Source organism: Paracoccus sp. TOH, assembly GCF_030388245.1.
Lineage (GTDB): Bacteria > Pseudomonadota > Alphaproteobacteria > Rhodobacterales > Rhodobacteraceae > Paracoccus > Paracoccus simplex.
The window spans coordinates 998,593-1,020,409 of sequence record NZ_CP098360.1 but is presented as its reverse complement, the minus strand read 5'-3'; the positions used below and the strand labels follow the sequence as shown (position 1 = coordinate 1,020,409).

Sequence of the window (21,817 nt, the reverse complement as noted above, 5' to 3'; positions counted from 1 at the left end):
GCCGCGCCGTCCGGTCAGATTCCGGCGCCGGGGGCGGCAAAGCCGCCGGCCATGGTCGTCGGCGTGGCGGTCGCGCCGCCGGTGATCAGCACCCACCAGATCTTGCCCGAGGGTTCCTGGTACCAGCCGACGCCCAGCTCGGTCGCGCGCGGGTCCATGACCACGTCGCGGGTGTCGCGGGTCTGCATCCAGGCGTTCAGCGTCGCGATCTCGTTCTCGTAGGTCTCGGAGATGTTCTCGCCGATCAGGTGGCCCATGTAGCCGTTGCGGCGGATGCGATCCAGCGGCGAGGAGCCGTCCGAGCCGAAATGCCAGGCGCGGTTCTGCGCCGCCATGTCGCGGGCATGGGCCTTGGCGGCCGCGTCCAGCATCGGGTTCTGCACCATGGGGGCGGCGGCGACATTGGCGCGCAGCGCATTGATCTGGCCCAGGATGCGGCCGGGGATCTGCGCCTCTTCCCGCGGGGTGATCTTGTAGGCGACCGGCAGCGGCTGGCCGTCGGGGCCGAGTTGCGTCTGCTGCGGCTGCTGGCAGGCGGCAAGCGCCAGCACCGAAACAAGCGCCAGGGTAGAGAGTTTCAGCATCATGTCCTGTCCCGAGAGGATATTTTGCGCCAGCCATACAAAAGGCAGCGCCTCGCTTCAAACGAAAGATTGCGTGAGGGCCACAGGCTGCGACTCTGTTGCGACAATGACGCTTGTTTGAATTGCAAGGGTCCGGGCCGGGGCGTAAATCCATGTCGTAACGCCATTCTTCGCAAATTCGGGCAGAGAAGACCGCCGCGAGCGGTCCGCCACATATCAGGAGCGACACATGATCACGCCGAAAAATCCGGTCTCGCGCCGGAAATTTCTGACCGCCTCGGCGGCGATGGGCGCGGCGGCGGGGCTGGCGGCCCCGGCCCTGGCCCAGGCCATCGACCCCTATACCGGCCAGCCGCTGCAGGGCGCGGCCGGCGGCGCCACCCCGGACGCGGGCATGGTGCAATATGACGCGGCCCAGGATTCGCGCCGCAACATCTCCAGCTTCCGCATGCAGGACTGGCAGCCCTATTTCAGCACCCTGACCAATGGCGCCATCCTGGTCGACCTGACCTCGCGCGCGCTGCATTACTGGTCCGAGGACCAGACCGTCTACAAGCTGTTCCCGACCTCGGTTCCGGTCAGCGCCGACCTGACCCGCACCGGCCGCACCGAGATCATCAAGAAGGTCAAGGGTCCGAGCTGGGCGCCCACCCCCGAGATGAAGAAGCGCAACCCGGAATGGCCGGATTTCGTGCCGCCGGGGCCGGACAACCCGCTGGGCACCCATGCGCTGTGGCTGAGCTGGCAGTATTACCGCATCCACGGCACGCATGACACGCGCAAGATCGGCCGCAAGTCCTCGAACGGCTGCATCGGCCTTTACAACGAACATATCAAGCAGCTTTACGACCTGACCAAGATCGGCACCCAGGTGCTGCTGATCTGACCCGCAGGCAGCGCGAAAAGGAGCCGGCAGGGCCCTTTTTCATGGCGGCGCGGACCGGCGCCGTTCAGCCCCCGGACGGCTGGGCGGCCTTGCGCAGCAGGCGCAGGACCTGACGCTCCTCGGGGCCGAGCCCGGTATCGCGGGCGGTGCCGTCCTTGCCCAGCCGGAGCTTCAGCCCGCCCGCCAGATAGGCCTCGATGATCTGCGGGTGGACATAGCATCTGCGGCAGATGGCCGGGGTGTTGCCCAGCCGGGCGGCGACGTTGGCGATGGCCTCGCGCAGGTTGCGTTTGGCCTCGGCCTCGCTCTCGAAGGGATCGCAGCGTGCCAGCGCCTCGGCGGCCAGGACCGTTCCGGTCCAGGTGCGGAAATCCTTGGCCGTCACCTCGCGCCCGGCGATGCCGCGCAGGTAGTCGTTCACCTCGCCCGAGGTGATCCTGCGGCATTCGCCCGCCTCGTCGAGATACTGGAACAGCGGCTGGCCCGGCAGATCCTGCATCTTGCGCACGATGCGGGCGACGCGGCGGTCGCGGATGCCCAGATCCCAGGTCTTGCCCCCCTTGCCCCGGAAACGGAAGCGGACCTTGCCGCCGTCGATCCGGGCATGGCGGTTCTGCAGCGTGGTCAGCCCGTGCGAACGGTTCTCGCGCGCGTAGCTGGCATTGCCGACCCGGATCATCGTGGTTTCAAGCAGATGCACGACGGTCGCCAGAACCTTGTCGGGCGGCATCCCGGGCCGCGCCATGTCGACATCGACGCGGGCGCGGATCTTCGGCAGGCAGGCGGCAAACTCCAGCAGGTGATCGAACTTGGCACGGTCGCGGAAGGCGCGGAAGCGCGGGTGATAAAGATATTGCTTGCGGCCGCGCGCATCGCGCCCGGTGGCCTGCACATGGCCGCGCGGATCGGCGCAGATCCAGACCTCGGACCAGGCAGGCGGGATCGCCAGCGCCCGGATGCGGCGCCGCACGGCGGCGTCGCGGATCGTCCGGCCCCGCGCGTCGCGATAGGAAAACCCGGTGCCGCAGCGCCGGCGGGAGATTCCGGGCGCATCGTCGCCGGCATGGATCAGCCCCGCGGTTTCCGCGGCGTCCTGGGCGTGGGCGATGGGCGAATCCTCGGGCATGGCGACCGGAAAGCACGCGGCAACAAGGCGCAACGCGTTCCGGATCCGCCCGGTTGCGCGCCCGGCGGCAACCGGGTCAGGAAACCGGATCGCGATGCAGACGAGGGGGAAAAGCGGCCAGGATGCCGGCCGCCCCGACGCGCCGGATCAGACCGGGATCTGCCGCAGGATCAGGAACAGAATCGCCGACAGCAGCGCCGCGGCGGGGACGGTGACCACCCAGGCGGCGCCGATGGTCAGCACATGCAGCCGGCGCACCAGCTTGCGGCGGCGGCGCTCGTCGGCGGGGATCTCTTCGGTCTTCGGCAGCGTCATGCGGGCCCGTTTCAGCCGCCGCTCGGCGTCCCATTCGCGAAAGAAGCCCACGCCGAAGATCGCGCCCACCGCGATATGGGTCGAGCTGACCGGCAGCCCCAGCCAGCTGGCCAGGATGACGGTGATCGCCGCCGACAGGGCCACGCAATAGGCCCGCATCGGGTTCAGCTTGGTGATCTCGCTGCCGACCATGCGGATCAGCTTGGGCCCGAACAGGCTGAGGCCGAAGGAGATGCCGAAGGCCCCGATCAGCATCACCCACAGGGGAATGGTCACGGCCCCCTCGAAATTGCCGGTCTGCGCGGTCTGCACGATGGCCGCCAGCGGGCCGACGGCATTGGCGACGTCATTCGCGCCATGGGCAAAGCTCAGCAGCGCCGCCGAGGCGACCAGCGGAATCCCGAACAGCACCTTCAGCGACTTGTTGCGGTTCTCCAGCCCCTTGGACTGGCGGCGGGTGACCGGGATCATCACCAGCCAGCAGCCCAGCCCGATCATCAGGCCCAGCAGCAGCGCCGAGCCCATCGAGACCGCGATCAGCTGTTTCAGCCCCTTCATCACCAGATAGGCGGCAAAGGTGCCGGCCATGATCCCGACCAGCACCGGCACCCAGGTTCGGGCGGCGGCAATCTTGTCGTCGCGATAGATGATCCGGCTTTTGATGAACCACAGGAAGCCGGCCGCCACCACGCCGCCCATCACCGGCGAGATGACCCAGCTTGCGGCGATGGCGAACATCTGGTCCCAGCTGACCGCACCGAAACCGGCACCCGCCATGCCTGCGCCCATCACCCCGCCGACCACGGCATGGGTGGTCGAGACCGGCGCCCCGATCCATGTCGCCAGGTTCACCCACAGGGCCGAGGCCAGCAGCGCCGCCATCATCGCCCAGATGAAGATCGCGGGCGTGTCCAGCGCCTCGGGCGCGACGATGCCCTTGGCCACGGTCGAGACCACGTCGGCCCCGGCGATCAGCGCGCCGGCGCTTTCGAAGATCGCCGCGATGATGATGGCGCCGCCCATGCTGAGCGCATTCGCCCCCACCGCCGGACCCATATTGTTGGCGACATCGTTGGCGCCGATGTTCAGCGCCATGTAGGCGCCGAACACCGCGGCGGCGACGACGATCGGCATCTCGCCGTGCTGGCCCAGCAGCATCGCCGCGGCAAGCCCGGCCAGGATGATGAAGACGAAACCGATGCTCGGCGCCACCAGGGGCCGCGAGACATAGACCGCGGCCGCCTCGAGATTGGCGAAGCGGCCCAGGTCGCGGTCCAGCGTGTCGAGATGTCGGGGCTCGAGATCCTTGTTAGACATGTTCCGCCTTTCTGTTCCCGCGGGTGCTAGGAGGGAATCGGTGGCATATCAAGATGCATCCGACGCCCGGCGCACCGCGCCGCCCCGCACCGCCTGCGGGACCGGTCAGCCCGGCTCTGCCCGCAAGCCCTTGACCAGCGCGAAGCAGGCCCCCAGCAGCACGATCGCAAAGGGAAAGCCGGTCGAGACGGCCATGGCCTGCAGCGCCGCAAGCCCGCCGCCCAACAGCAGCGCGATGGCGACCAGCCCCTCGAAGGTGGCCCAGAACACCCGCTGCGGCACCGGCGCGTTCACCTTGCCGCCGGCGCTGATCGTGTCGATCACCAGCGAGCCGGAATCCGACGAGGTGACGAAGAACACGATCACCAGCACGATGCCGATCAGCGAGGTGATGCCGGTCAGCGGCAGATGCGCCAGCATCTCGAACAGTTGCAGTTCCAGCGCCGCGTCCTGGACCGAGCGCAGGCTCTGGTCCACGACCTGGCTGATCGCCGTGCCGCCCAGCGCGGTCATCCAGATGGTCGAGACCAGCGACGGGATCAGCAGCACCGCGATCAGGAACTCGCGCACCGTGCGGCCGCGGCTGACACGGGCGATGAACATGCCGACAAAGGGCGACCAGCTGATCCACCAGGCCCAGTAAAAGGCGGTCCAGCCCTGGCGGAAATTGTCGTCGTCGCGCCCCAGCGGGTTCGACAGCGCCGGCAGATATTCCACATAGGCCAGCAGGTTCTTGAAAAAGCCGGTGGCGATCTGGGTGGTGGGGCCGACCAGCACGATGAAGACCAGCAGCAGCAGCGCCAGCGCCATGTTCGCCTCGGACAGCAGCTTCACACCCTTGTCCATGCCAGCCACCACCGATGCGGTGGCGATGCCGGTGATGAAGATGATCAGGAAGATCATTGCCCCGGTGGTCGCGGGCAGGCCGAACAGGAAGTTCAGCCCGGCGCTGGCCTGCTGCGCCCCGATGCCCAGCGAGGTGGAAAGCCCGAAGATCGTCGCAAAGACCGCCAGAATGTCGATCACATGCCCCGGCCAGCCCCAGACCCGTTCCCCGAAGATCGGATAGAAGACCGAGCGCAGCGTCAGCGGCAGGCCCTTGTTGAAGGCGAAAAGCGCCAGCGACAGCGCCACGATCGCATAGATCGACCAGGGATGCAGCGCCCAGTGGAAGATCGTCGCCGCCATCGCCAGCCGCCGCGCACCTTCGGCATCGCCCGGCACGCCTTGCAGCGGCGCCCAGTCGGTGCGGATGCCGTCCGGCCCGACGGCCGGGCCGTCGAAGGCGGCGGTGTAGTTCCCCAGCGGCTCGGACACGCCATAGAACATCAGGCCGATGCCCATGCCGGCGGCAAACAGCATCGAGAACCACGAGAGATAGCTGTAATCGGGCACCGCCTGCGGACCGCCCAGCCGGATGCGGCCCAGCGGCAGCACGATCAGCACCAGGCACAGCAGCACGAAGACATTGCCGACGATCAGGAAGAACCAGTCGAGATTGGCGGTCAGGAAATCGCGCAGCCCGGAAAAGAACGGGTCCAGCGTGTTCTGGAACATCAGGGTCAGCAGGGTGAAGGCGACGACCCCGAGCGCCGAGATGCTGAACACGACGTTGTGGATATCCAGCTCGAACACGAAGCGTCGGCGATAATTGATGTTGTCCTGGCCGATCTCGTAGGCGGTGTCGATGATCTGCGTCGGGCCCTCGGGCGCCGGAACTGCTTCGGGGGTGATCGGGTCGATCGGAACCTGCGTCATTTCTGCCAAAAGGTCTTTTCCCTGATTGTGCGATCTGGTCCAGCACGCCCTGGGCGCGCAACGGAAATAGACGGCCCGAGGACAAAAACCTGCAAAAAGGCCGCAACCAACCCGGCGTTTTTACCGGAACAAGCGCAAAAACGCAACGCGGGCGGCGGAACCGGCTGTCTGGCCTGGTGTGGCGGCATGACGTAGCGGCAACCGCACGCGCGCCGCTGCCCGGGTTGTCGTCAGCGGCGGGCTTGGGCTAACCTTTGTCCAGAGGATCCGGGAAACAGGGATAGGTACATGAAACTCAAGACTTTGCTTGCGGCTTTTGCCATTGCCGCCTCTTTCGGCCAGGCCGCTGCGGCGCAGGAAATGTCGTTTTTCCGCATCGGCACCGGCGGCACGGCGGGCACCTATTATCCGATCGGCGGGCTGATCGCCAACGCCATCTCCAGCCCGCCCGGCTCGCGCGCCTGCGAGGACGGCGGTTCGTGCGGGGTGCCGGGGCTGGTGGCGACGGCGGTGGCCTCGAACGGCTCGGTCGGCAATGTGAACGCCATCAACGGCGGCGCGATGGAGGCCGGCTTCAGCCAGTCCGACGTCGCCTATTGGGCGCAGACCGGCACCGGGCTGTGGGAAGGCCAGCCGGCGGTCGAGAAGCTGCGGCTGATCGCCAATCTCTATCCCGAAAGCATCCATCTGGTCGCCCGGGCCGATGCGGGCATCGCCTCGGTCGCCGATCTCAAGGGCAAGCGGGTGTCGCTGGACGAGCCGGGCTCGGGCACACTGGTCGATGCCAAGATCATCCTGGAGGCCTTCGGCATGTCGGAAGCCGACGTGACAGCGGAATATCTCAAGCCCGACCAGGCGGCGGACCGGATGCGCGATGGCGCCATGGACGCCTTCTTCTTCGTCGGCGGCTATCCGGCCGGCGCCATCGCCGAGCTGGCCAGCCAGCATGACGTGGTGCTGGTGCCGATCACCGGCCCCGAGGTCGACAAGCTGCGCGAGACCTATACCTTCTTCGCCGCCGACACCGTTCCGGCCGGCACCTATGAAGGGCAGGCTGCCGATGTCTCCACGATCTCGGTCGGGGCGCAGCTGGTGACCAATGCCGACCAGCCCGAGGAGCTGATCTATGGCATCACCAAGGCGCTTTACAACGAGAACACCCAGAAGCTGTTCGCCGCCGGCCATGCCAAGGGCAAGCTGATCACGCTGGACAGCGCCACCCAGGGCGCCGGCATCCCCTTCCATCCGGGCGCCGAGCGTTTCTACAAGGAAGCCGGCAAGCTCGAGTGAGCATGGCCGCAGGCTGACGAAAGGACGCGGCCGGCCCCCGGTCCGCGTCCTTTGCCCTTGAACCGAACGGCAGGACCCCCCCATGACCGAGACAACCCGCCCGCTTTCCGAGGATGAGCTTCGCGCCCTGGAGGAAGAATACGATCCCGAGGCGCGATTCCGCACCGTGACGCGGCCGATCGCCATCCTGTCCGGGATCATCCTGTTCCTGCTGTCGTGCTATCACTTCTACACCGCCGGCTTCGGCATCCCGCGCGCCACCACGCATCGCGGGCTGCACATGGGCGTGTCGCTGTTCATCATCTTCCTGAGCTTCTCGGCCCTGGCGCGCAACCGCCACAAGACCGACGGCTTCGCCATTCTCGGCGTGCCGGTGACGGACTGGGTGCTGGCCATCGGCGGCGCGGTCAGCGCCTTCTACGTGCCCTGGATCTATGACCAGTTGCAGTTCCGCGTCGGCAACCCGCTGGCCATCGACATCGTCATGGGCACGGTGCTGCTGCTGGTGCTGATGGAGGCGGTGCGCCGCTCGATGGGCTGGCCGCTGCCGGTGATCGCCGGGCTGTTCATCGCCTATGCCTATTTCGGCAAGTCGATGCCCGGCATCCTGGTCCACCCCGGCGCGGACTGGTCCACCATCGTCAACCACCTTTACCTGACCTCGCAGGGCATCTACGGCACCGCGCTTGGCGTCATCGCCACCTATGTCTTTCATTTCGTGCTGTTCGGGGTGATGGCGCAGAAGATCGGCCTGGGCCAGCTGTTCATCGACCTGGCCACGGCGCTGGCCGGGCGCTTCGCCGGCGGGCCGGCCAAGGTCTCGGTCATTTCCTCGGCGATGCTGGGCACGATCTCGGGCTCGTCGATCGCCAATACCGTGACCACCGGCGCGCTGACCATCCCGGCGATGATCAAGATCGGCTTCAAGCGCCATTTCGCCGCCGCGGTCGAGGCGGCGTCCTCGACCGGCGGGCAGATCACGCCGCCGGTCATGGGCGCGGTCGCCTTCCTGATGGTCGAATATCTGGGCATCCCGCTGCGCACCATCCTGATCGCGGCGGTGGTCCCGGCCTTCATGCATTTCTTCGGCGTGCTGGTTCAGGTGCATCTGGAGGCCAAGCGCCTGGGCATCCGCGGCCTGCGCCAGGAAGAGCTGCCCAAGGCCTGGAAAGTCCTGCGCGAGGGCTGGCTGTCGGTCTTGCCGCTGGTGCTGCTGGTCTGGATGCTGATGTCGGGCCGCACGCCCTTCCTGTCGGCCTTCTGGGCCATCACCGCCTGCATGGCCGTCTATCTGATCCAGCGGGTCATGGCGGCGGGCGCCGTCGAGGGCATCAGGGAAACCGCCACCGGCATCTATGAAGGCTTCGTCGCCGGCGCCCGCCAATCCCTGGCGGTGACGGCGGCGGCGGCGCTGGTCGGCGTGGTGATCGGCATTGTCACCCTGACCGGCGTCGGCTTCAAGATCGCCTTCATGGTGACCTCGGTGGCGGCAAACTGGGCCGCCTCGCTGCACGGGCTGCTGGCCGTGCTGCCCTTCGAGCTGTTCAGCATCGAGACCCTGACGCTGCTTTTCACCCTGCTGATGACGGCGGTGGTCTGCGTGCTGATGGGCTGCGGCGTGCCGACGACGGCAAACTACATCATCATGGTCGCGGTGGCGGCGCCGGTGCTGGGCATGATGAATGTCGAGCCGCTGGTGGCGCATTTCTTCGTGTTCTATTTCGGCGTGCTGGCCGACGTGACGCCGCCGGTGGCGCTGGCCGCCTATGCCGGGGCCGGGATCGCCGGGGCCAACGGCTTCAAGGCCGGCAACACCGCCTTCCGGCTGTCGATGGGCAAGGCGATGGTGCCCTTCGTCTTCGTCTTCTCGCCCTCGCTGCTGCTGGTGACGCAGGCCTTCACCCTGCCCGACTTCCTGCTGGCCTTTACCGGCGCGGTGCTGGGCATCGTGGCGCTGTCGGCGGCGATCACCAACTGGCTGCTGGGGCCGCTGCTGACCATCGAGCGGCTGCTGCTGCCGGTGGCGGCGCTGATGATGATCGCGCCCGAGCTGGTCTCGACCGTGATCGGCGCGGCGATCCTGGGCCTGGTGCTGCTGCGGCAGTATCTGGCCGGCCGGTCGGGGCCAAGGCCCGAGCCGGCCACCTGACTGACGGCGCGGGCCTCGGCCGGACGGCCGGGGCCCGGCACCCTGTCCTCAAAGCAGGCCGGGCTCGCCCGCGGCGGCGATGCGGATCGGACAGCCAAGCCCGGTCAGCCGCTGCTGCGCCACCTCCTGGAAGCCGGCCGCCGCCTCGCGCAGCCAGTCGAGAAACAGCCGCACGATGCGCCGGTTGAGGTGCCGGTCGGGGCAGACCGCCCAATAGGCCGGAAACTCCACCGCGGCGAAATCGGTCGACAGCGGCACCAGCGCGCCGCTTTGCAGTTCGTCCAGCGCCAGCGTCACCGATTCCAGCACGATGCCCATGCCGTCCAGCGCCAGCTGGATCGCCATGGACGAGCGGTCGAAGCGCAGCGGCGCCTGCTGGTCCGGCGCCTCGATGCCGTGGACCGCCAGCCAGACATCCCATTGATACAGCGCCTTGACCGAATGGATCAGCCGCGCCTGGGCCAGCTGGCGCACCGGATCGGCCTCTGCCGCGGCCAGCATGTCGCGATAGGCCGGGCTGCACATCGGCAGCACATAGTCGCGGATCACGCATTCCGCATGCAGCCCGGCCCAGTTGCCCGAGCCGTAGCGCAGGTCCAGGTCCATGATCTCGGTCTCGAAATCCGAGAAATCGGGCGAGGCATCGACCCGCACGCCCCATTCCGGGTTCAGTTCCAGGAAATGCTTCAGCCGGGGCGTCAGCCAGCGCACCGCGAAGCTGGGGCTGGAGCGCAGGTTCAGCTGCCGGCTGTCGCGCTGGCGCAGCACCGCCGAGCGCGCGCCGCGGATCATGCGAAAGGCGGCGGTGGTGGTCTGGAACAGCATCTCGCCGTCCAGGGTCAGCGTCAGCCGGCGGTCCTGGCGGCGAAACAGCCGCACGCCCCATTGCTCTTCCAGCTGCTTGAGCTGCTGGCTGACCGCGGCGGTGGACACGCCCAGTTCGGCGGCGGCCAGCGTCACCCGACCGGTGCGCGCCACGGCTTCGAAATAGGCAAGCGAGTTCAGGTTCGGATTGAGCGGCATGGTTCCTCTTGCCCCCAGAGGACAGCCAGAGGCGGCGCCCGTCAAGGCGCCGCGCCGCGAAACCCGGCCACGGCTCAGCCGATGCCGTTCAGCCGCCGATAGGCGGCGATGACCTGGCTGTCATCGGCAAGCCCGTGGCCGGCGCCGCTTTCGGCCAGGAACATCTGATGCGCCGCGGCGGTCAGCGGCAGGCCCATGGCCGCGCCCCGGCCCGCCGACAGGGCGATGCCCAGATCCTTGACGAAGATGTCGACGGCGCTGGTCACCTCGGGGTTCCGGCGCAACATGCGCGGCCCGCGATCCTTCAGCATCCAGCTTGATGCCGCCGAGCCCGAGACGATCTCCAGCAGGGTGGCGCCGTCGATGCCGGTCTTTTCGCCCAGGGCCAGCGCCTCGGCGGCGGCGGCCAGATGGACGCCGCAAAGCAGCTGGTTGATCGCCTTGACCATGGCGCCCTGCCCCGGTTCGGGTCCGCAATGGTAAAGCCTGTCGCCCATGGCGCGCAGCACCGGTGCCACCGCCTGATAGCTGGCGGCGGGCGCGCCGACCATGATGGTCAGCGTCCCCGCCCGCGCGCCCACCACCCCGCCCGAGACCGGGCAGTCGATCAGCTCGCGCCCGGCCGCCGCCACCTCGCGCGCCAGGGCGGCGACGTCCTGCGGCGGGCAGGTCGCCATCAGACAGATGCGCGCCGCGGGCGGCAACGCCGCCAGGCCGCCGGCCTGGAACAGCACCGCCCGCGCCTGGTCGATATTCACCACCATCAGCACCAGCAGCGCCGCATCCGCGCAGGCGGCGGCCAGATCGGCCGGGCGCTGCCCCCCGGCGCCGGCCAGCGCCTCGACCGCGGCCGGCCGGGTGTCGAACCCCGCGACCGCGTGGCCGGCCCGCAGCAGGTTCTCGGCCATCGGCAGGCCCATCGAGCCAAGGCCGACGAAGGCGATCTTCCGTTCCTTCTGCATGTCCGTTCCTTAGTAGATGGTGAATGCGGGGATGTAGGAGATCAGCACCAGCACCAGGAAGGCGACCAGGTAGAAGGGCCACAGCTCCTTGACCACGGCGCCGATCGGCACCCGGGCGATGGCGGCGCCGATGAACAGCGTCGTGCCGATCGGCGGGGTGAACAGGCCGATGGACAGGTTGATGCAGATCATCACCCCCAGCTGGATCGGGTCCATGCCGATGGCCTGGCCGATGGCGACGAAGGTCGGCCCCAGCAGCAGGATCGCCGCCGGCAGGTCCAGGAACATGCCGACCACCAGCATGATCAGGTTCATCATCAGGATGATCAGGACCGGCGCGCCCAGCGTCTCTTGCGACCATTGCGCGACCATGGCGGGGATGCGCTCGGTGATGAGCACATGGCCGACCAGGCTCGAGGCGGCGATGACCAGCATCACCACGCCGGTGGTGATGACGGTGCCGACCAGGGCCTCCTGCAGCCGGGCCAGGGTCAGGTCGCGATACAGCAACAGGCTGACCACCAGCGCGTAGAACACGGCGATGACGCTGACCTCGGTCGGGGTGGCGATGCCGGCGCGCAGCAACAGGATGATGAAGAACGGCATGGCCAGCGCCGGCAAGGCCGACAGCAGCGAGCGGCCGAAGCCGGTCAGCTCGGCCCGGTTCGACAGGCGGGGGAAGTTGCGCAACCGCCCCGAGAAATAGCACACCAGCATCATGCCGAAGGCCAGCATCAGCCCCGGCAGGATCGCCGCCGAGAACAGCGAAGCGATCGAGGTGTTCGAGACCGTCGAATAGAGGATCAGCGGGATCGAGGGCGGGATCAGCCCGGCGATGGTCGAGGAGGAGGCCGTGACCGCGGCGGCGAAGCCCGCCGGATAGCCCTCGCGTTTCTGCCAGGGGATCAGCATCGAGCCCAGCGCCGAGGCCTCGGCCACCGCCGAGCCCGAGACGCCGCCGAAGATGGTCGAGCCAACCACCGTCACCTGACCCATGCCGCCGTGGAAGCGGCCGACCATGGCGGCGGCGAACTGCACCAGCTTCTGGCCCAGCGTGCCCGACATCATCAGCGAGCCGGACAGGATGAAGAAGGGAATGGCCAGCAGCGGAAAGCTCTGCGTCGGCTGGAACAACTTCACCACCGCCAGGACGGTCGGCGTGCCGCCCTGCCACAGGATGGCGGTGCCCGAAGCCATGATCAGCGCATAGCCGACCGGCACGGAAAGAAACAGCAGCAGGGCGAAAAGCCCGGTCATCATGAAGGTCATGTCATATGCTCCGCGTCCGGGTGGCTCAGCGTCGCGGGATCGTCGCTCGACGCCACCCGCACCAGGTTGACCAGCGAGGCGAGCGCGATGCCGCCAAAGCCGAACAGCATCGAGCTATAGGCCCATGCCTGGCCCAGCCCGGTCATCGGAAAGACCTGCGCCTTGGTGATCGCGATCACCCCCAGCGACAGCCAGGCCAGCACGGCGAACACCGCTCCGACCATCACATGGATCGCCATCAGCAGCAGCCGCAACTGGCGCTTGTCCAGTTGGGCGCGCAGGAATTCGGCGGCGATATGGGCGTTGCGGTTGGCACCGATGACGATGCCGCCCATGACCAGCCAGGGAAACAGCAGGTTCGGCACCTCGTTCGGCCAGCCCAGGCCCGCGCTGGTGAGATAGCGCACCACCACCTCGGCCATCAGCGCCAGAAAGATCACCACCACCGAGCCGGTGGCGATCAGCACCGCGCAGCGGTCCAGCACGGCGCCGACCGCATTGGCGATGCGCAGGGCGGGGGAAGCCGCGCTGTCATCGCCCTGCGAACAGGTGGCCTGGATCATTGGCCCGCCGCCTTGGCTGCGGCGACGATCTCGTCCACCAGTTCGGGATAGTCTTTGCGCCACTTGTCATAGACCGGCTGCGTCGCCTCGACGAAGGGCGCGGGGTCGACCTCGTTGAAGGTGACGCCGGCGGCTTCCATCTCGGCCTGCAGCGCCTCGGTCTGCTCGCGCACCATCTGGCGGTTCAGGGCGCCGGCTTCTTTCGCGGCATCGCGGACGATCTGCTGATCCTCGGCCGACAGCGTGTCGAAGATCATCTTCGAGGCCAGGAACGGCGTCGCCTCGTATTTGTGATGCGTGAGCGAGATATAGGGCTGGACCTCGTGCAGCTTGGAGGAATGGATGTTGATCAGCGGGTTCTCCTGCCCGTCCACCACGCCCTGCTGCAGGGCGATGTAAAGCTCCGAAAAGGCCATCGGCGTCGGCGAGGCGCCGAGCGCGGCGAAGATGTCGATGGTCATCGGATCGGGCGGCGTGCGCAGCTTCATCCCGGCCAGGTCGGCGGGGGTCTGGACCGGCTTCTTGGAGTTCGACACCTCGCGGATGCCGTTGTTCCACCAGCCCAGCACCACCAGGCCCTGCTGTTCGGCGGCGGCGGCGATCTTGTCGCCGACCGGGCCGTCCATCACCGCCTCGGCCTGGGCCAGATCCTGGAACAGGAAGGGCAGGCCCAGAAGCGCGATCTCGGGGACCACGGCCGAGGTGGTGCCCTGCGAATTGGCGGAGAAGGCGACGGTGCCCAGCCGCATGTTGGTGATCGTCTCGGCATCGTCGCCGAATTGCGCGCTGCCACCCACATCGACATGCAGACGGCCGCCGGATTTCTGCTCGACCAGCTCGGCGAATTTCAGCGAGGCCACGTCCTTGGGGTTTCCGGCCGCCGCATTGTGCGAAAGCTGGAAGTTCTGGGCCCAGACCGGCAGCGCGCAAAGCGCAAGCGCCGCGGCGGCGGCGAATAGATGACGGATTGTCATGTGACTCCTCCCTAGAAAAACCTCTCGGGCCGGTCAGGAGGGCCGTCCCGCCCGACCTGCCGGCGACCGCGGCGGGCGAAGCTCGTCCCGCGCCCCCGGCATGTCAAGCATGGTGCTTATATGGCAGAGCGTCCTCCTCGCCCGACTGGCAAGACCCTCGCCGATTCCCGGCAGCAGGTCATCTAAGCTGTTCTTAACAACTCGGTAGGAAAACTTAATTGCCTGCCGGCCGATCCGCCGCCAGTAAAAAGCGACGCGGCCATTGCCGCAGCCGCGACTGCCGGAGGAGGAATCATGCAGGATGAACGCGCGACAGCCCTGCTGTCGAACACCAGCCTCGCCCGCCGCGCCTGGGAGATCCGCCGCAAGGCGATCCGCATGGGCGAGGTGCAGGGACAGGGTTATGTCGGGCAGGCGCTCGGCATCGCCGATGTGCTGGCGGTGTCCTATTTCCACGCGCTGCACCTGCGCCCGCACGAACCGGAATGGGAAGGCCGGGACCGCTTCCTGCTGTCCATCGGCCATTACGCCATCGCGCTTTACGCCGCGCTGATCGAGGCCGGCATCCTGCCCGAGGCCGAGCTGGAGACCTATGGTACCGACGATTCCCGCCTGCCGATGTCGGGCATGGCCGCCTATACGCCGGGGATGGAGATCACCGGCGGCTCGCTGGGCCAGGGCTTGGGCATCGGCGTCGGCATGGCGCTGGGCCTGCGCGCCAAGGGCAACCCCGCCTTCGTCTACAACCTGATGTCGGATGGCGAGCTGGGCGAGGGCTCGACCTGGGAGGCAGCGATGTCCGCCGCCCATCACAAGCTGGGAAACCTGATCTGCATCGTCGATTTCAACGACCAGCAGGCGGACGGCAAATCGACCGAAATGCTGTGCGCCGAGCCGCTGCAGGACAAATGGGCGGCCTTCGGCTGGCACGTCCAGCGGGTGGACGGCAACGACATCCCGGCGCTGGTCCGCGCCTTCGACGCCGCGCGCGCGCTGGCCGAGCCCAGGCCGCGGGTGATCATCTGCGACACGGTGATGTGCAAGGGCGTGCCGTTCCTGGAAAGCCGCGAGATCACGCATTTCGTCCGCGTCGAGCCCGACGAATGGCAACAGGCGCTGGCGGTTCTGGACGCCGGCCGCCCGGATTGAGGAGGGACAGGACATGACCATCGCCCATCATCGCTACGACCCGCATCGCAAGTGGCAGCCCCGCCCGGCGCCGAAACCCGGCGAGGCGGCGCGCACCTCGGCCATGATCGCCTCGCTGGCGGCCGAGGGCTACGAGACGGTGTCCGCGCCCTTCGGTCAGGCCCTGGTCGCCGAGGCGCGCCGCAACGACCGGATCGTCGGCCTGACCGCCGACCTGTCGAAATACACCGACCTGCATGTCTTTGCCGAGGCCTTCCCGGACCGCTTCCACCAGATGGGCATGGCCGAACAGGTGATGATCTCGGCCGCCGCCGGCATGGCGCGCGAGGGCTTCGTTCCCTTCGCCACCACCTATGCGGTCTTCGCCAGCCGCCGGGCCTATGATTTCATCGCCATGGCCATCGCCGAGGAATACCTGCCGGTCAAGATCGTCTGCGCCCTGCCCGGGCTGACCACCGGCTATGGCCCCAGCCACCAGGCGACCGAGGATCTGGCGATCTTCCGCGGCCTGCCGAACCTGACCATCGTCGACCCCTGCGACGCCATCGACGTGGCCGAGGCGGTGCCGGCCATCGCCGCCCATCCCGGCCCGGTCTACATGCGGCTGCTGCGCGGCAAGGTGCCTTCGGTGATCCGCCGGCACTGCCCCGATTACCGGTTCGAACTGGGCAAGGCCCGGCTGCTGCGCGACGGCAGCGACGCCTTGGTCATCGCCTCGGGCTTCATGACCATGCGCGCCCTGGACGCCGCGGTCGCGCTGGAGCGCGACGGCATCTCGGTCGCGGTGCTGCATTGCCCGACCATCAAGCCGCTGGACACCGAGACCATCCTGGCCGAGGCCGGCAAAACCGGCCGGCTGGTGGTCACCGCGGAAAACCACACCCGCATCGGCGGTCTGGGCGAGGCGGTGGCGGCGACGCTGCTGACCCATGGCGTCGCCCCGACCTTCCGCATGATCGGCCTGCCGGACCAGTTCCTGGATGCCGGCGCCCTGCCCACCCTGCACGACCGCTACGGCATCTCGACCGCGGCCGTCGCCGCACAGATCCGCGGCTGGCTGTGACGCCCGCCGCAACCTTCGCAAACCAAGGGAGAATCGCATGACCACCGCTCTGCTTCAGGGCCAGTTCGCCGTCATCACCGGTGCGGCGTCGAAACGCGGCCTCGGCAAGGCCACCGCCCGGCTTTTCGCCGATCACGGCGCCACCGTCGCCATCCTGGATCTGGACGAGGCGGCGGCGAAGCAGGCCGCCGCCGATCTGGGCCCGCAGCATCTTGGCATGGCCTGCAACGTCACCGACCTTCAGGGCGTGCAGCAGGTCATCGACAGGCTGATCGAGGAATGGGGCCGGATCGACATCCTGGTCAACAACGCCGGCATCACCCAGCCGCTGAAGATCATGGACATCGCGCCGCAGAATTATGACGCGGTGCTGGACGTCAACCTGCGCGGCACGCTGTATTGCAGCCAGGCGGTGATCCCGCATATGCGCGCCCGCAAGCAGGGCCGGATCGTGAACCTGTCCTCGGTCTCGGCGCAGCGCGGCGGCGGCATCTTCGGCGGACCGCATTACTCGGCCGCCAAGGCCGGCGTGCTGGGCCTGACCAAGGCCATGGCGCGCGAGCTGGCGCCGGACAATGTGCGGGTGAACGCGATCTGCCCCGGCTTCATCGCCACCGACATCACCGGCGGCCTGCTGACCCCCGAGATGCTGGACAGCATCAAGGCCGGGATTCCCATGGGCCGCCCCGGCACCGCCGAGGACGTGGCCGGCTGCGCGCTGTTCCTGGCCTCGGACCTGTCGGCCTATGTGACCGGCTCCGAGGTGGACGTGAACGGCGGTTCGCTGATCCACTGATCACCTGCCTGGCGGCGCCGGCGCGGCGCCGCCCCTGATCCGCGAAAACGGGGGGAAAGATGAAGCTCGGACTGGGCAGCTATGCCTTTCGCTGGTCGATCGGCATCGGGGACCGGCAGCCGCCGCGCCCGATGACGGCGATGGAGTTGCTGGAGATCGCGCATCGCCACGGCCTGTCGGTGGTGCAATATGCCGACAACCTGCCGCTCGACCGGCTGGGTGCCGACGAGCACCTGGCGCTGAAGGCCCGGGCGGACCGTTACGGCATGGCGCTGGAACTGGGCACGCAAAGCTTCGATGCCGAGGAACTGGCCCGCTACATCCCCATCGGCGCCCGCCTCGGCGCCCGCATCCTGCGCGTGGCGCTGGATGCCGAGGACGCGCAGGTGCCGGTGCCGGAGCTGGCGGCGCAGCTGCGCGAGCTGCTGCCGGACGGCAAGCGCGCTGGCCTGCGCTTCGCCATCGAAAACCATTTCAACTACCCCTCGCCGCGCATGGTCGAACTTCTGGACCAGGTGGCGGACGAATCGCTGGGCGTCTGCCTGGACGTGGCCAATTCGATCTGCGCCGGAGAATGGCCGATGACCACGGTGCGGATGCTGGCACCCTATACGATCAACCTGCATCTGAAGGACTACCAGATCACCCCCGACCCCCATGGCGTCGGTTTCCGCATCCACGGCACGCCGCTGGGCGAAGGGCGGGCCGAACTGGCGCAGATCCTCGACTGCCTGTCGCATTGCCCGCCGGAGATGAGCGTGATCCTGGAACATTGGCTGCCGCATTCCGAGGACATGGCGGCCACGCGCGCGCAGGAACATGCCTGGCTGGAACGCACCGTCGCCGCCGCGAAGCGGCTGGTGCCGCTGAACTGAGCCGCCGCAGAGCGAGGAGAGGACCATGACCCCACGCAGCAAGAAGCTGATCAACGCGCCCGAAGCCATCATCCCCGAATTCATCGAGGGCTATGTCGCCGCCCATGCCGCGCTGCTGGCCGTCGAGGGACCGACCGGCCGCGCCATCGTCGCCCGCCACGGGCCGCGCGACGGCAAGGTCGGCATCGTCATCGGCGGCGGCTCGGGTCACGAGCCGGCCTTTGCCGGCTATGTGGGCCGCGGCCTTGCGGATGCGGCGGCGGTGGGCAATGTCTTCGCCTCGCCCTCGCCGGCGCAGATCCTCGACGCCGGCCGGGCCGCCGATGGCGGTGCCGGGGTGCTGCTGCTTTACGGCAATTACACCGGCGACGTGCTGAACTTCACCATGGCGGCCGAGGAACTCGGGGCCGAGGGCACGCCGGTCCGGCAGGTGGCGGTGACCGACGACATCGCCTCGGCCCCCGCCGAGCGGCGGGCCGAGCGGCGCGGCGTGGCCGGCGATTTCTTCGTCTTCAAGATTGCCGGCGCCGCCGCCGACCTGGGCGAGCCGCTGCCGCGGGTCGAGGCGCTGGCCCGCCGCGCCAATGACAACTGCCGCTCGATGGGGGTCGCGCTTGGCCCCTGCTCGCTGCCGCAGACCGGCACGCCGAATTTCCGGATCGGCGACACCGAGATGGAGATCGGCATGGGCATCCATGGCGAGCCGGGCATGTATCGCGCCCCGCTGGCTTCGGCCGACGCGGTGACCGACGACCTGATGCAGAAGATCCTAGCAGAGCTGTCGCTGTCGGCCGGCGACCGGGTGGCGGTGCTGGTGAACGGCCTGGGCGCGACGACGCAGCTGGAGCTGTTTCTGCTGTTCCGCCGGCTGCGGCAGATCCTCGACGGGCTGGGCGTGACCATCCATGCCAGCTGGGTCGGGGAATATGCCACGGCGCTGGAAATGGCCGGTGCCTCGATCACCCTGCTGCGGCTGGATGACGAGCTGGCGCGGCTGCTGGATCATCCCTGCCGCAGCCCGGCCCTGACCGTGGGCGTCGAGGCGCCGCCGCCGACCGCCCGCCGCACGGCGCGGCGCAGCATCCGCCGCGAGGACACCGCCGCGACGGATGCTGCGGCCCTGCAGGCCGGCGGCCGGATCACCCCGGCGCTGTTCGTCGCGATGATGCGCGCCGTGGCCGCCGAGATCCGGCAGGAGCGGGACTGGCTGTCGCAGCTCGACGGGGTGATCGGCGACGGCGACCATGGCGTGACCATGGATATCGGCTGGTCGGCGGTGCTGCCCGAGCTGGACCGGCTGGAGCCGGAGGTCCTGATCGGCGCGATCTCGGAACGGATCGGCCAGACCTTCCTTGCGGCGGTCGGCGCCTCGTCGGGGCCGCTTTATGCCGGGGCGTTTCGCCAGGCGGGACGGGCGGTGCAGGACCGGCTGAACCTGGACGGCGCGGCGCTGGCGGCCTGGATCACCGGCATCAGCGACGGCATCCTGGCGCGGGGCGGCGCCAGCCCCGGCGACAAGACCATGATCGACGCCTGGCTGCCGGCGGCCGAGGCCGCAACCGCCGCCGCCGCCGCCGGCGCGGACGAGATCGGGGTGCTGACGGCGGCGCGGGATGCGGCCGAGGCCGGGATGCGCCGGACCGCCGGGATCGAAAGCCGCCGCGGCCGCTCGGCCAAGCTGGGCGCCCGGTCGCTGGGCCATATCGACCCGGGCGCCGCATCGGCCTTTGTCAGCCTGCGCGCCATGGCCCGCAACCTGGTCCGGACAGCCGCCGCGGAGCCGGCAGCGCCCTGACGGCCGGCGGGGCGCCTTTCGCTGCCGCGCGCCGGGTCTCAGACCCAGCCCGCCAGGTTCTCGGCGATCACCGACGCCAGCACGTCGATATGCGCGGGCTCGGCGTTCAGGCAGGGGATATAGGTGAATTCCCTGCCGCCGGCATGGACGAAGGCCTCGCGGATCTCGCCCTGGATCTCCTCCAGCGTCTCGATGCAATCGGCCGAGAAGGCGGGCGAGATCACCGCGATCTCGGTGATGCCCTGTTTCGCCAGCTCGGCCACATGCTCGACCGTATAGGGGCGCAGCCATTCCTCGGTGCCGAAGACCGACTGGAAGGTGGTGTCGATCACGCCCTCGGGCCAGCCCAGCCGCTCGCGCAGCAGGCGCGAGGTCTTCTGGCACTGGCAATGATAGGGGTCGCCCTCCAGCAGATAGCGCCTGGGCATGCCGTGATAGCTGGCGACCAGCTTGCGGGGCTGGCGGCCGCCCAGCGCACGCTCGACCGAGCCGGCCAGCGCCGCGATATAGTCCGGCCGGTCGAAATAGGGCGGCACGGTGCGCGCGGCCGGCTGCCGCTTTTCCGCCATCAGCGCGCGGAAGAACTGGTCGTTCGCCGTCGCCGTCGTCGCACCCGCATATTGCGGATAAAGCGGCAGGAACAGGATGCGGTCGCAACCCGCCTTGACCATCCGCGCGACCACGTCGGGGGTCGAGGGATTGCCGTAGCGCATGCAGAAATCGACCATCACCCGGTCGCCCCACAGCGCCGCCACCCGGTCCCGCAGCGCCGCCACCTGGTCCTTGGTGATGGTCATCAGCGGGCTTTCGTTCGCCTCGTTGTTCCAGATGGTCTTGTAATTCGCCCCCGAGGTGAAGGGCCGCTTGGTCAGGATGACCGTCTGCAGCAGCGGCTGCCATTTCCAGGCCGGATAGTCGATCACCCGCTTGTCGGACAGGAATTCGGACAGGTAGCGCCGCATCGACCAGTAATCGGTCGCGTCGGGCGTGCCCAGATTGGCGATCAGCACCCCGATCTTGCGAGGGGGCATCGCGGGATGGCTGGCGGGAGCGTGCTCGGGAAGGGTCATTCGGGCTTTCTCGTGCGGGACAGGGCCTCGGCAAGCGGCATCCTAGCCGAGCCCGGGCGAAGCGGTTTCTGCTGGCTGGCATCGGGCGCCCAGCCGGTCAGGAAGACCAGCTCGAAGGTGGCCCGGATGCGCGTGCCGTCCTGCGGATCGGGGTGATCCCCGGCATAAAGCGCGGCGGCGCGCATCAGGACATCGCGCCGCGTGGGATGGCGCAGCCGGCCGGCCAGCGCATTGCCCTCGCCCATGGCGCGCAGGTCGCGGGCCAGGTGGAACAGGCTGCGATAGCTGGCGACCTGGGTGATCTGGTCGGCGACCGGCAGCGCCAGCCCGACACGCGGCAGCAACCCGCCCAGATCGCGGATCTCGCCCATCGGCAGGACGCGCGGCGACAGGCCGCCCGAGACCTCGGCCTCGGCGCGGGTCAGCACCTCGCGCAGCTCGAAGAGGCTGCGCCCGCCGGGACAGGCGGCGATCAGCAACCCGTCGGGACGCAGCGCCCGGGCCGCCTGCGCAAGCTGGCCCACCGGATCCTCGGCCCAATGCAGCGCCATGGCATGGATCACCAGGTCATGCGCGCCGGGCTGCAGGTCCAGCCGGGGCGCGTCGGCGACGATCTTCGCGCCGGGCATGGCCTTTTGCCAGAACTCCGGCAGACCCGTCACCACGGCGATGTCGCTAAACCTCCTGTTAACCTCCGCCAGCCTATCCTCGATCTCGTCGGCGACGATTCGGTGCAGGAAATCCACCGGCCCAAGGTGCAGGGCGCGGCGGCGGTTCCGCTCGAGCGCACCGCGGTCGGTAAGGCTGGGAACGGGGGTGGAACGGTCAGGCATCATGGAGGCAGAACATAGGG

At 68.5% G+C, this 21,817-nt stretch carries 19 protein-coding genes; 8 read left to right on the top strand and 11 right to left on the bottom strand.

What is annotated here, in order from left to right:
* Nucleotides 1-14: 14 nt before the first annotated feature.
* A complete protein-coding gene (locus NBE95_RS05010) occupies nucleotides 15-584 on the bottom strand; it encodes a CAP domain-containing protein (protein ID WP_289894756.1) in 570 nt (189 codons plus the stop codon).
* A 229-nt stretch (nucleotides 585-813) separates the two neighbouring features.
* Between NBE95_RS05010 and NBE95_RS05005 the strand changes: the two genes are divergently transcribed.
* On the top strand, nucleotides 814-1,470 hold the full coding sequence (locus NBE95_RS05005) for a L,D-transpeptidase (RefSeq protein ID WP_289894755.1): 657 nt from the start codon (nucleotides 814-816) through the stop codon (nucleotides 1,468-1,470).
* A 64-nt stretch (nucleotides 1,471-1,534) separates the two neighbouring features.
* Here NBE95_RS05005 and NBE95_RS05000 read toward each other — a convergent pair whose 3' ends face one another.
* The 3 genes from NBE95_RS05000 to NBE95_RS04990 form a co-directional block, all read right to left on the bottom strand.
* Nucleotides 1,535-2,596 (bottom strand): DNA topoisomerase IB, encoded by a 1,062-nt coding sequence (locus tag NBE95_RS05000; RefSeq protein WP_289894754.1) that lies wholly within the window; start codon nucleotides 2,594-2,596, stop codon nucleotides 1,535-1,537.
* A gap of 147 nt (nucleotides 2,597-2,743) precedes the next feature.
* Complete coding sequence (locus NBE95_RS04995) at nucleotides 2,744-4,228, bottom strand: inorganic phosphate transporter (protein ID WP_289894753.1); 1,485 nt, start codon at nucleotides 4,226-4,228, stop codon at nucleotides 2,744-2,746.
* Nucleotides 4,229-4,333: 105 nt separating this feature from the next.
* On the bottom strand, nucleotides 4,334-5,986 hold the full coding sequence (locus NBE95_RS04990; protein WP_289894752.1) for a BCCT family transporter: 1,653 nt from the start codon (nucleotides 5,984-5,986) through the stop codon (nucleotides 4,334-4,336).
* A gap of 288 nt (nucleotides 5,987-6,274) precedes the next feature.
* Here NBE95_RS04990 and NBE95_RS04985 point away from each other — a divergent pair, with 288 nt between their 5' ends.
* Together NBE95_RS04985 and NBE95_RS04980 are read left to right on the top strand one after the other, a co-directional pair.
* On the top strand, nucleotides 6,275-7,276 hold the full coding sequence (locus NBE95_RS04985) for a TAXI family TRAP transporter solute-binding subunit (protein WP_289894751.1): 1,002 nt from the start codon (nucleotides 6,275-6,277) through the stop codon (nucleotides 7,274-7,276).
* A gap of 82 nt (nucleotides 7,277-7,358) precedes the next feature.
* Nucleotides 7,359-9,425 carry a TRAP transporter permease gene (locus NBE95_RS04980; RefSeq protein WP_289894750.1) on the top strand — a complete coding sequence of 689 codons (2,067 nt, stop codon included), beginning with the start codon at nucleotides 7,359-7,361 and terminating at the stop codon, nucleotides 9,423-9,425.
* A 48-nt stretch (nucleotides 9,426-9,473) separates the two neighbouring features.
* On the opposite strand, the gene NBE95_RS04975 is transcribed toward NBE95_RS04980, so the two are convergent.
* The 5 genes from NBE95_RS04975 to NBE95_RS04955 all read right to left on the bottom strand — a co-directional run bounded on the left by NBE95_RS04975 (nucleotide 9,474) and on the right by NBE95_RS04955 (nucleotide 14,216).
* Entirely contained in the window at nucleotides 9,474-10,448 is a 975-nt protein-coding gene (locus NBE95_RS04975) for a LysR substrate-binding domain-containing protein (protein ID WP_289894749.1), read from the bottom strand.
* A gap of 74 nt (nucleotides 10,449-10,522) precedes the next feature.
* On the bottom strand, nucleotides 10,523-11,410 hold the full coding sequence (locus tag NBE95_RS04970) for an NAD(P)-dependent oxidoreductase (protein WP_289894748.1): 888 nt from the start codon (nucleotides 11,408-11,410) through the stop codon (nucleotides 10,523-10,525).
* 9 nt (nucleotides 11,411-11,419) lie between these two features.
* Nucleotides 11,420-12,679, bottom strand: a complete 1,260-nt coding sequence (locus NBE95_RS04965; protein WP_289894747.1) for a TRAP transporter large permease — start codon at nucleotides 12,677-12,679, stop codon at nucleotides 11,420-11,422.
* A complete protein-coding gene (locus NBE95_RS04960) occupies nucleotides 12,676-13,242 on the bottom strand; it encodes a TRAP transporter small permease (RefSeq protein WP_019352749.1) in 567 nt (188 codons plus the stop codon). The genes NBE95_RS04965 and NBE95_RS04960 overlap by 4 nt, the downstream gene beginning before the upstream one ends.
* The gene (locus tag NBE95_RS04955; protein ID WP_289894746.1) at nucleotides 13,239-14,216 is read right to left on the bottom strand and encodes a TRAP transporter substrate-binding protein; all 978 of its coding nucleotides are present in this window, start codon (nucleotides 14,214-14,216) and stop codon (nucleotides 13,239-13,241) included. The genes NBE95_RS04960 and NBE95_RS04955 overlap by 4 nt, the downstream gene beginning before the upstream one ends.
* 294 nt (nucleotides 14,217-14,510) lie before the next feature.
* Between NBE95_RS04955 and NBE95_RS04950 the strand changes: the two genes are divergently transcribed.
* Genes NBE95_RS04950 through dhaL form a run of 5 tightly spaced genes read left to right on the top strand, consistent with a single transcriptional unit; the run spans nucleotide 14,511 to nucleotide 19,894 of the window.
* The gene (locus NBE95_RS04950; RefSeq protein WP_289894745.1) at nucleotides 14,511-15,365 is read left to right on the top strand and encodes a transketolase; all 855 of its coding nucleotides are present in this window, start codon (nucleotides 14,511-14,513) and stop codon (nucleotides 15,363-15,365) included.
* 13 nt (nucleotides 15,366-15,378) lie between these two features.
* Nucleotides 15,379-16,428: a transketolase family protein gene (locus NBE95_RS04945; protein ID WP_289894744.1), complete on the top strand. Its 1,050-nt coding sequence runs from the start codon at nucleotides 15,379-15,381 to the stop codon at nucleotides 16,426-16,428.
* A 37-nt stretch (nucleotides 16,429-16,465) separates the two neighbouring features.
* Nucleotides 16,466-17,224: an SDR family NAD(P)-dependent oxidoreductase gene (locus NBE95_RS04940; RefSeq protein ID WP_289894743.1), complete on the top strand. Its 759-nt coding sequence runs from the start codon at nucleotides 16,466-16,468 to the stop codon at nucleotides 17,222-17,224.
* Nucleotides 17,225-17,283: 59 nt separating this feature from the next.
* Nucleotides 17,284-18,099, top strand: coding sequence for a TIM barrel protein (locus NBE95_RS04935; protein ID WP_289894742.1), 816 nt, complete (start codon nucleotides 17,284-17,286; stop codon nucleotides 18,097-18,099).
* Between the two features lie 25 nt (nucleotides 18,100-18,124).
* Nucleotides 18,125-19,894, top strand: a complete 1,770-nt coding sequence (dhaL, locus tag NBE95_RS04930) for a dihydroxyacetone kinase subunit DhaL (RefSeq protein ID WP_289894741.1) — start codon at nucleotides 18,125-18,127, stop codon at nucleotides 19,892-19,894.
* A 38-nt stretch (nucleotides 19,895-19,932) separates the two neighbouring features.
* On the opposite strand, the gene hemH is transcribed toward dhaL, so the two are convergent.
* Entirely contained in the window at nucleotides 19,933-20,964 is a 1,032-nt protein-coding gene (hemH, locus tag NBE95_RS04925; protein WP_289894740.1) for a ferrochelatase, read from the bottom strand.
* Entirely contained in the window at nucleotides 20,961-21,800 is an 840-nt protein-coding gene (locus NBE95_RS04920) for a methyltransferase domain-containing protein (protein WP_289894739.1), read from the bottom strand. The genes hemH and NBE95_RS04920 overlap by 4 nt, the downstream gene beginning before the upstream one ends.
* Between the last annotated feature and the right edge of the window lie 17 nt (nucleotides 21,801-21,817).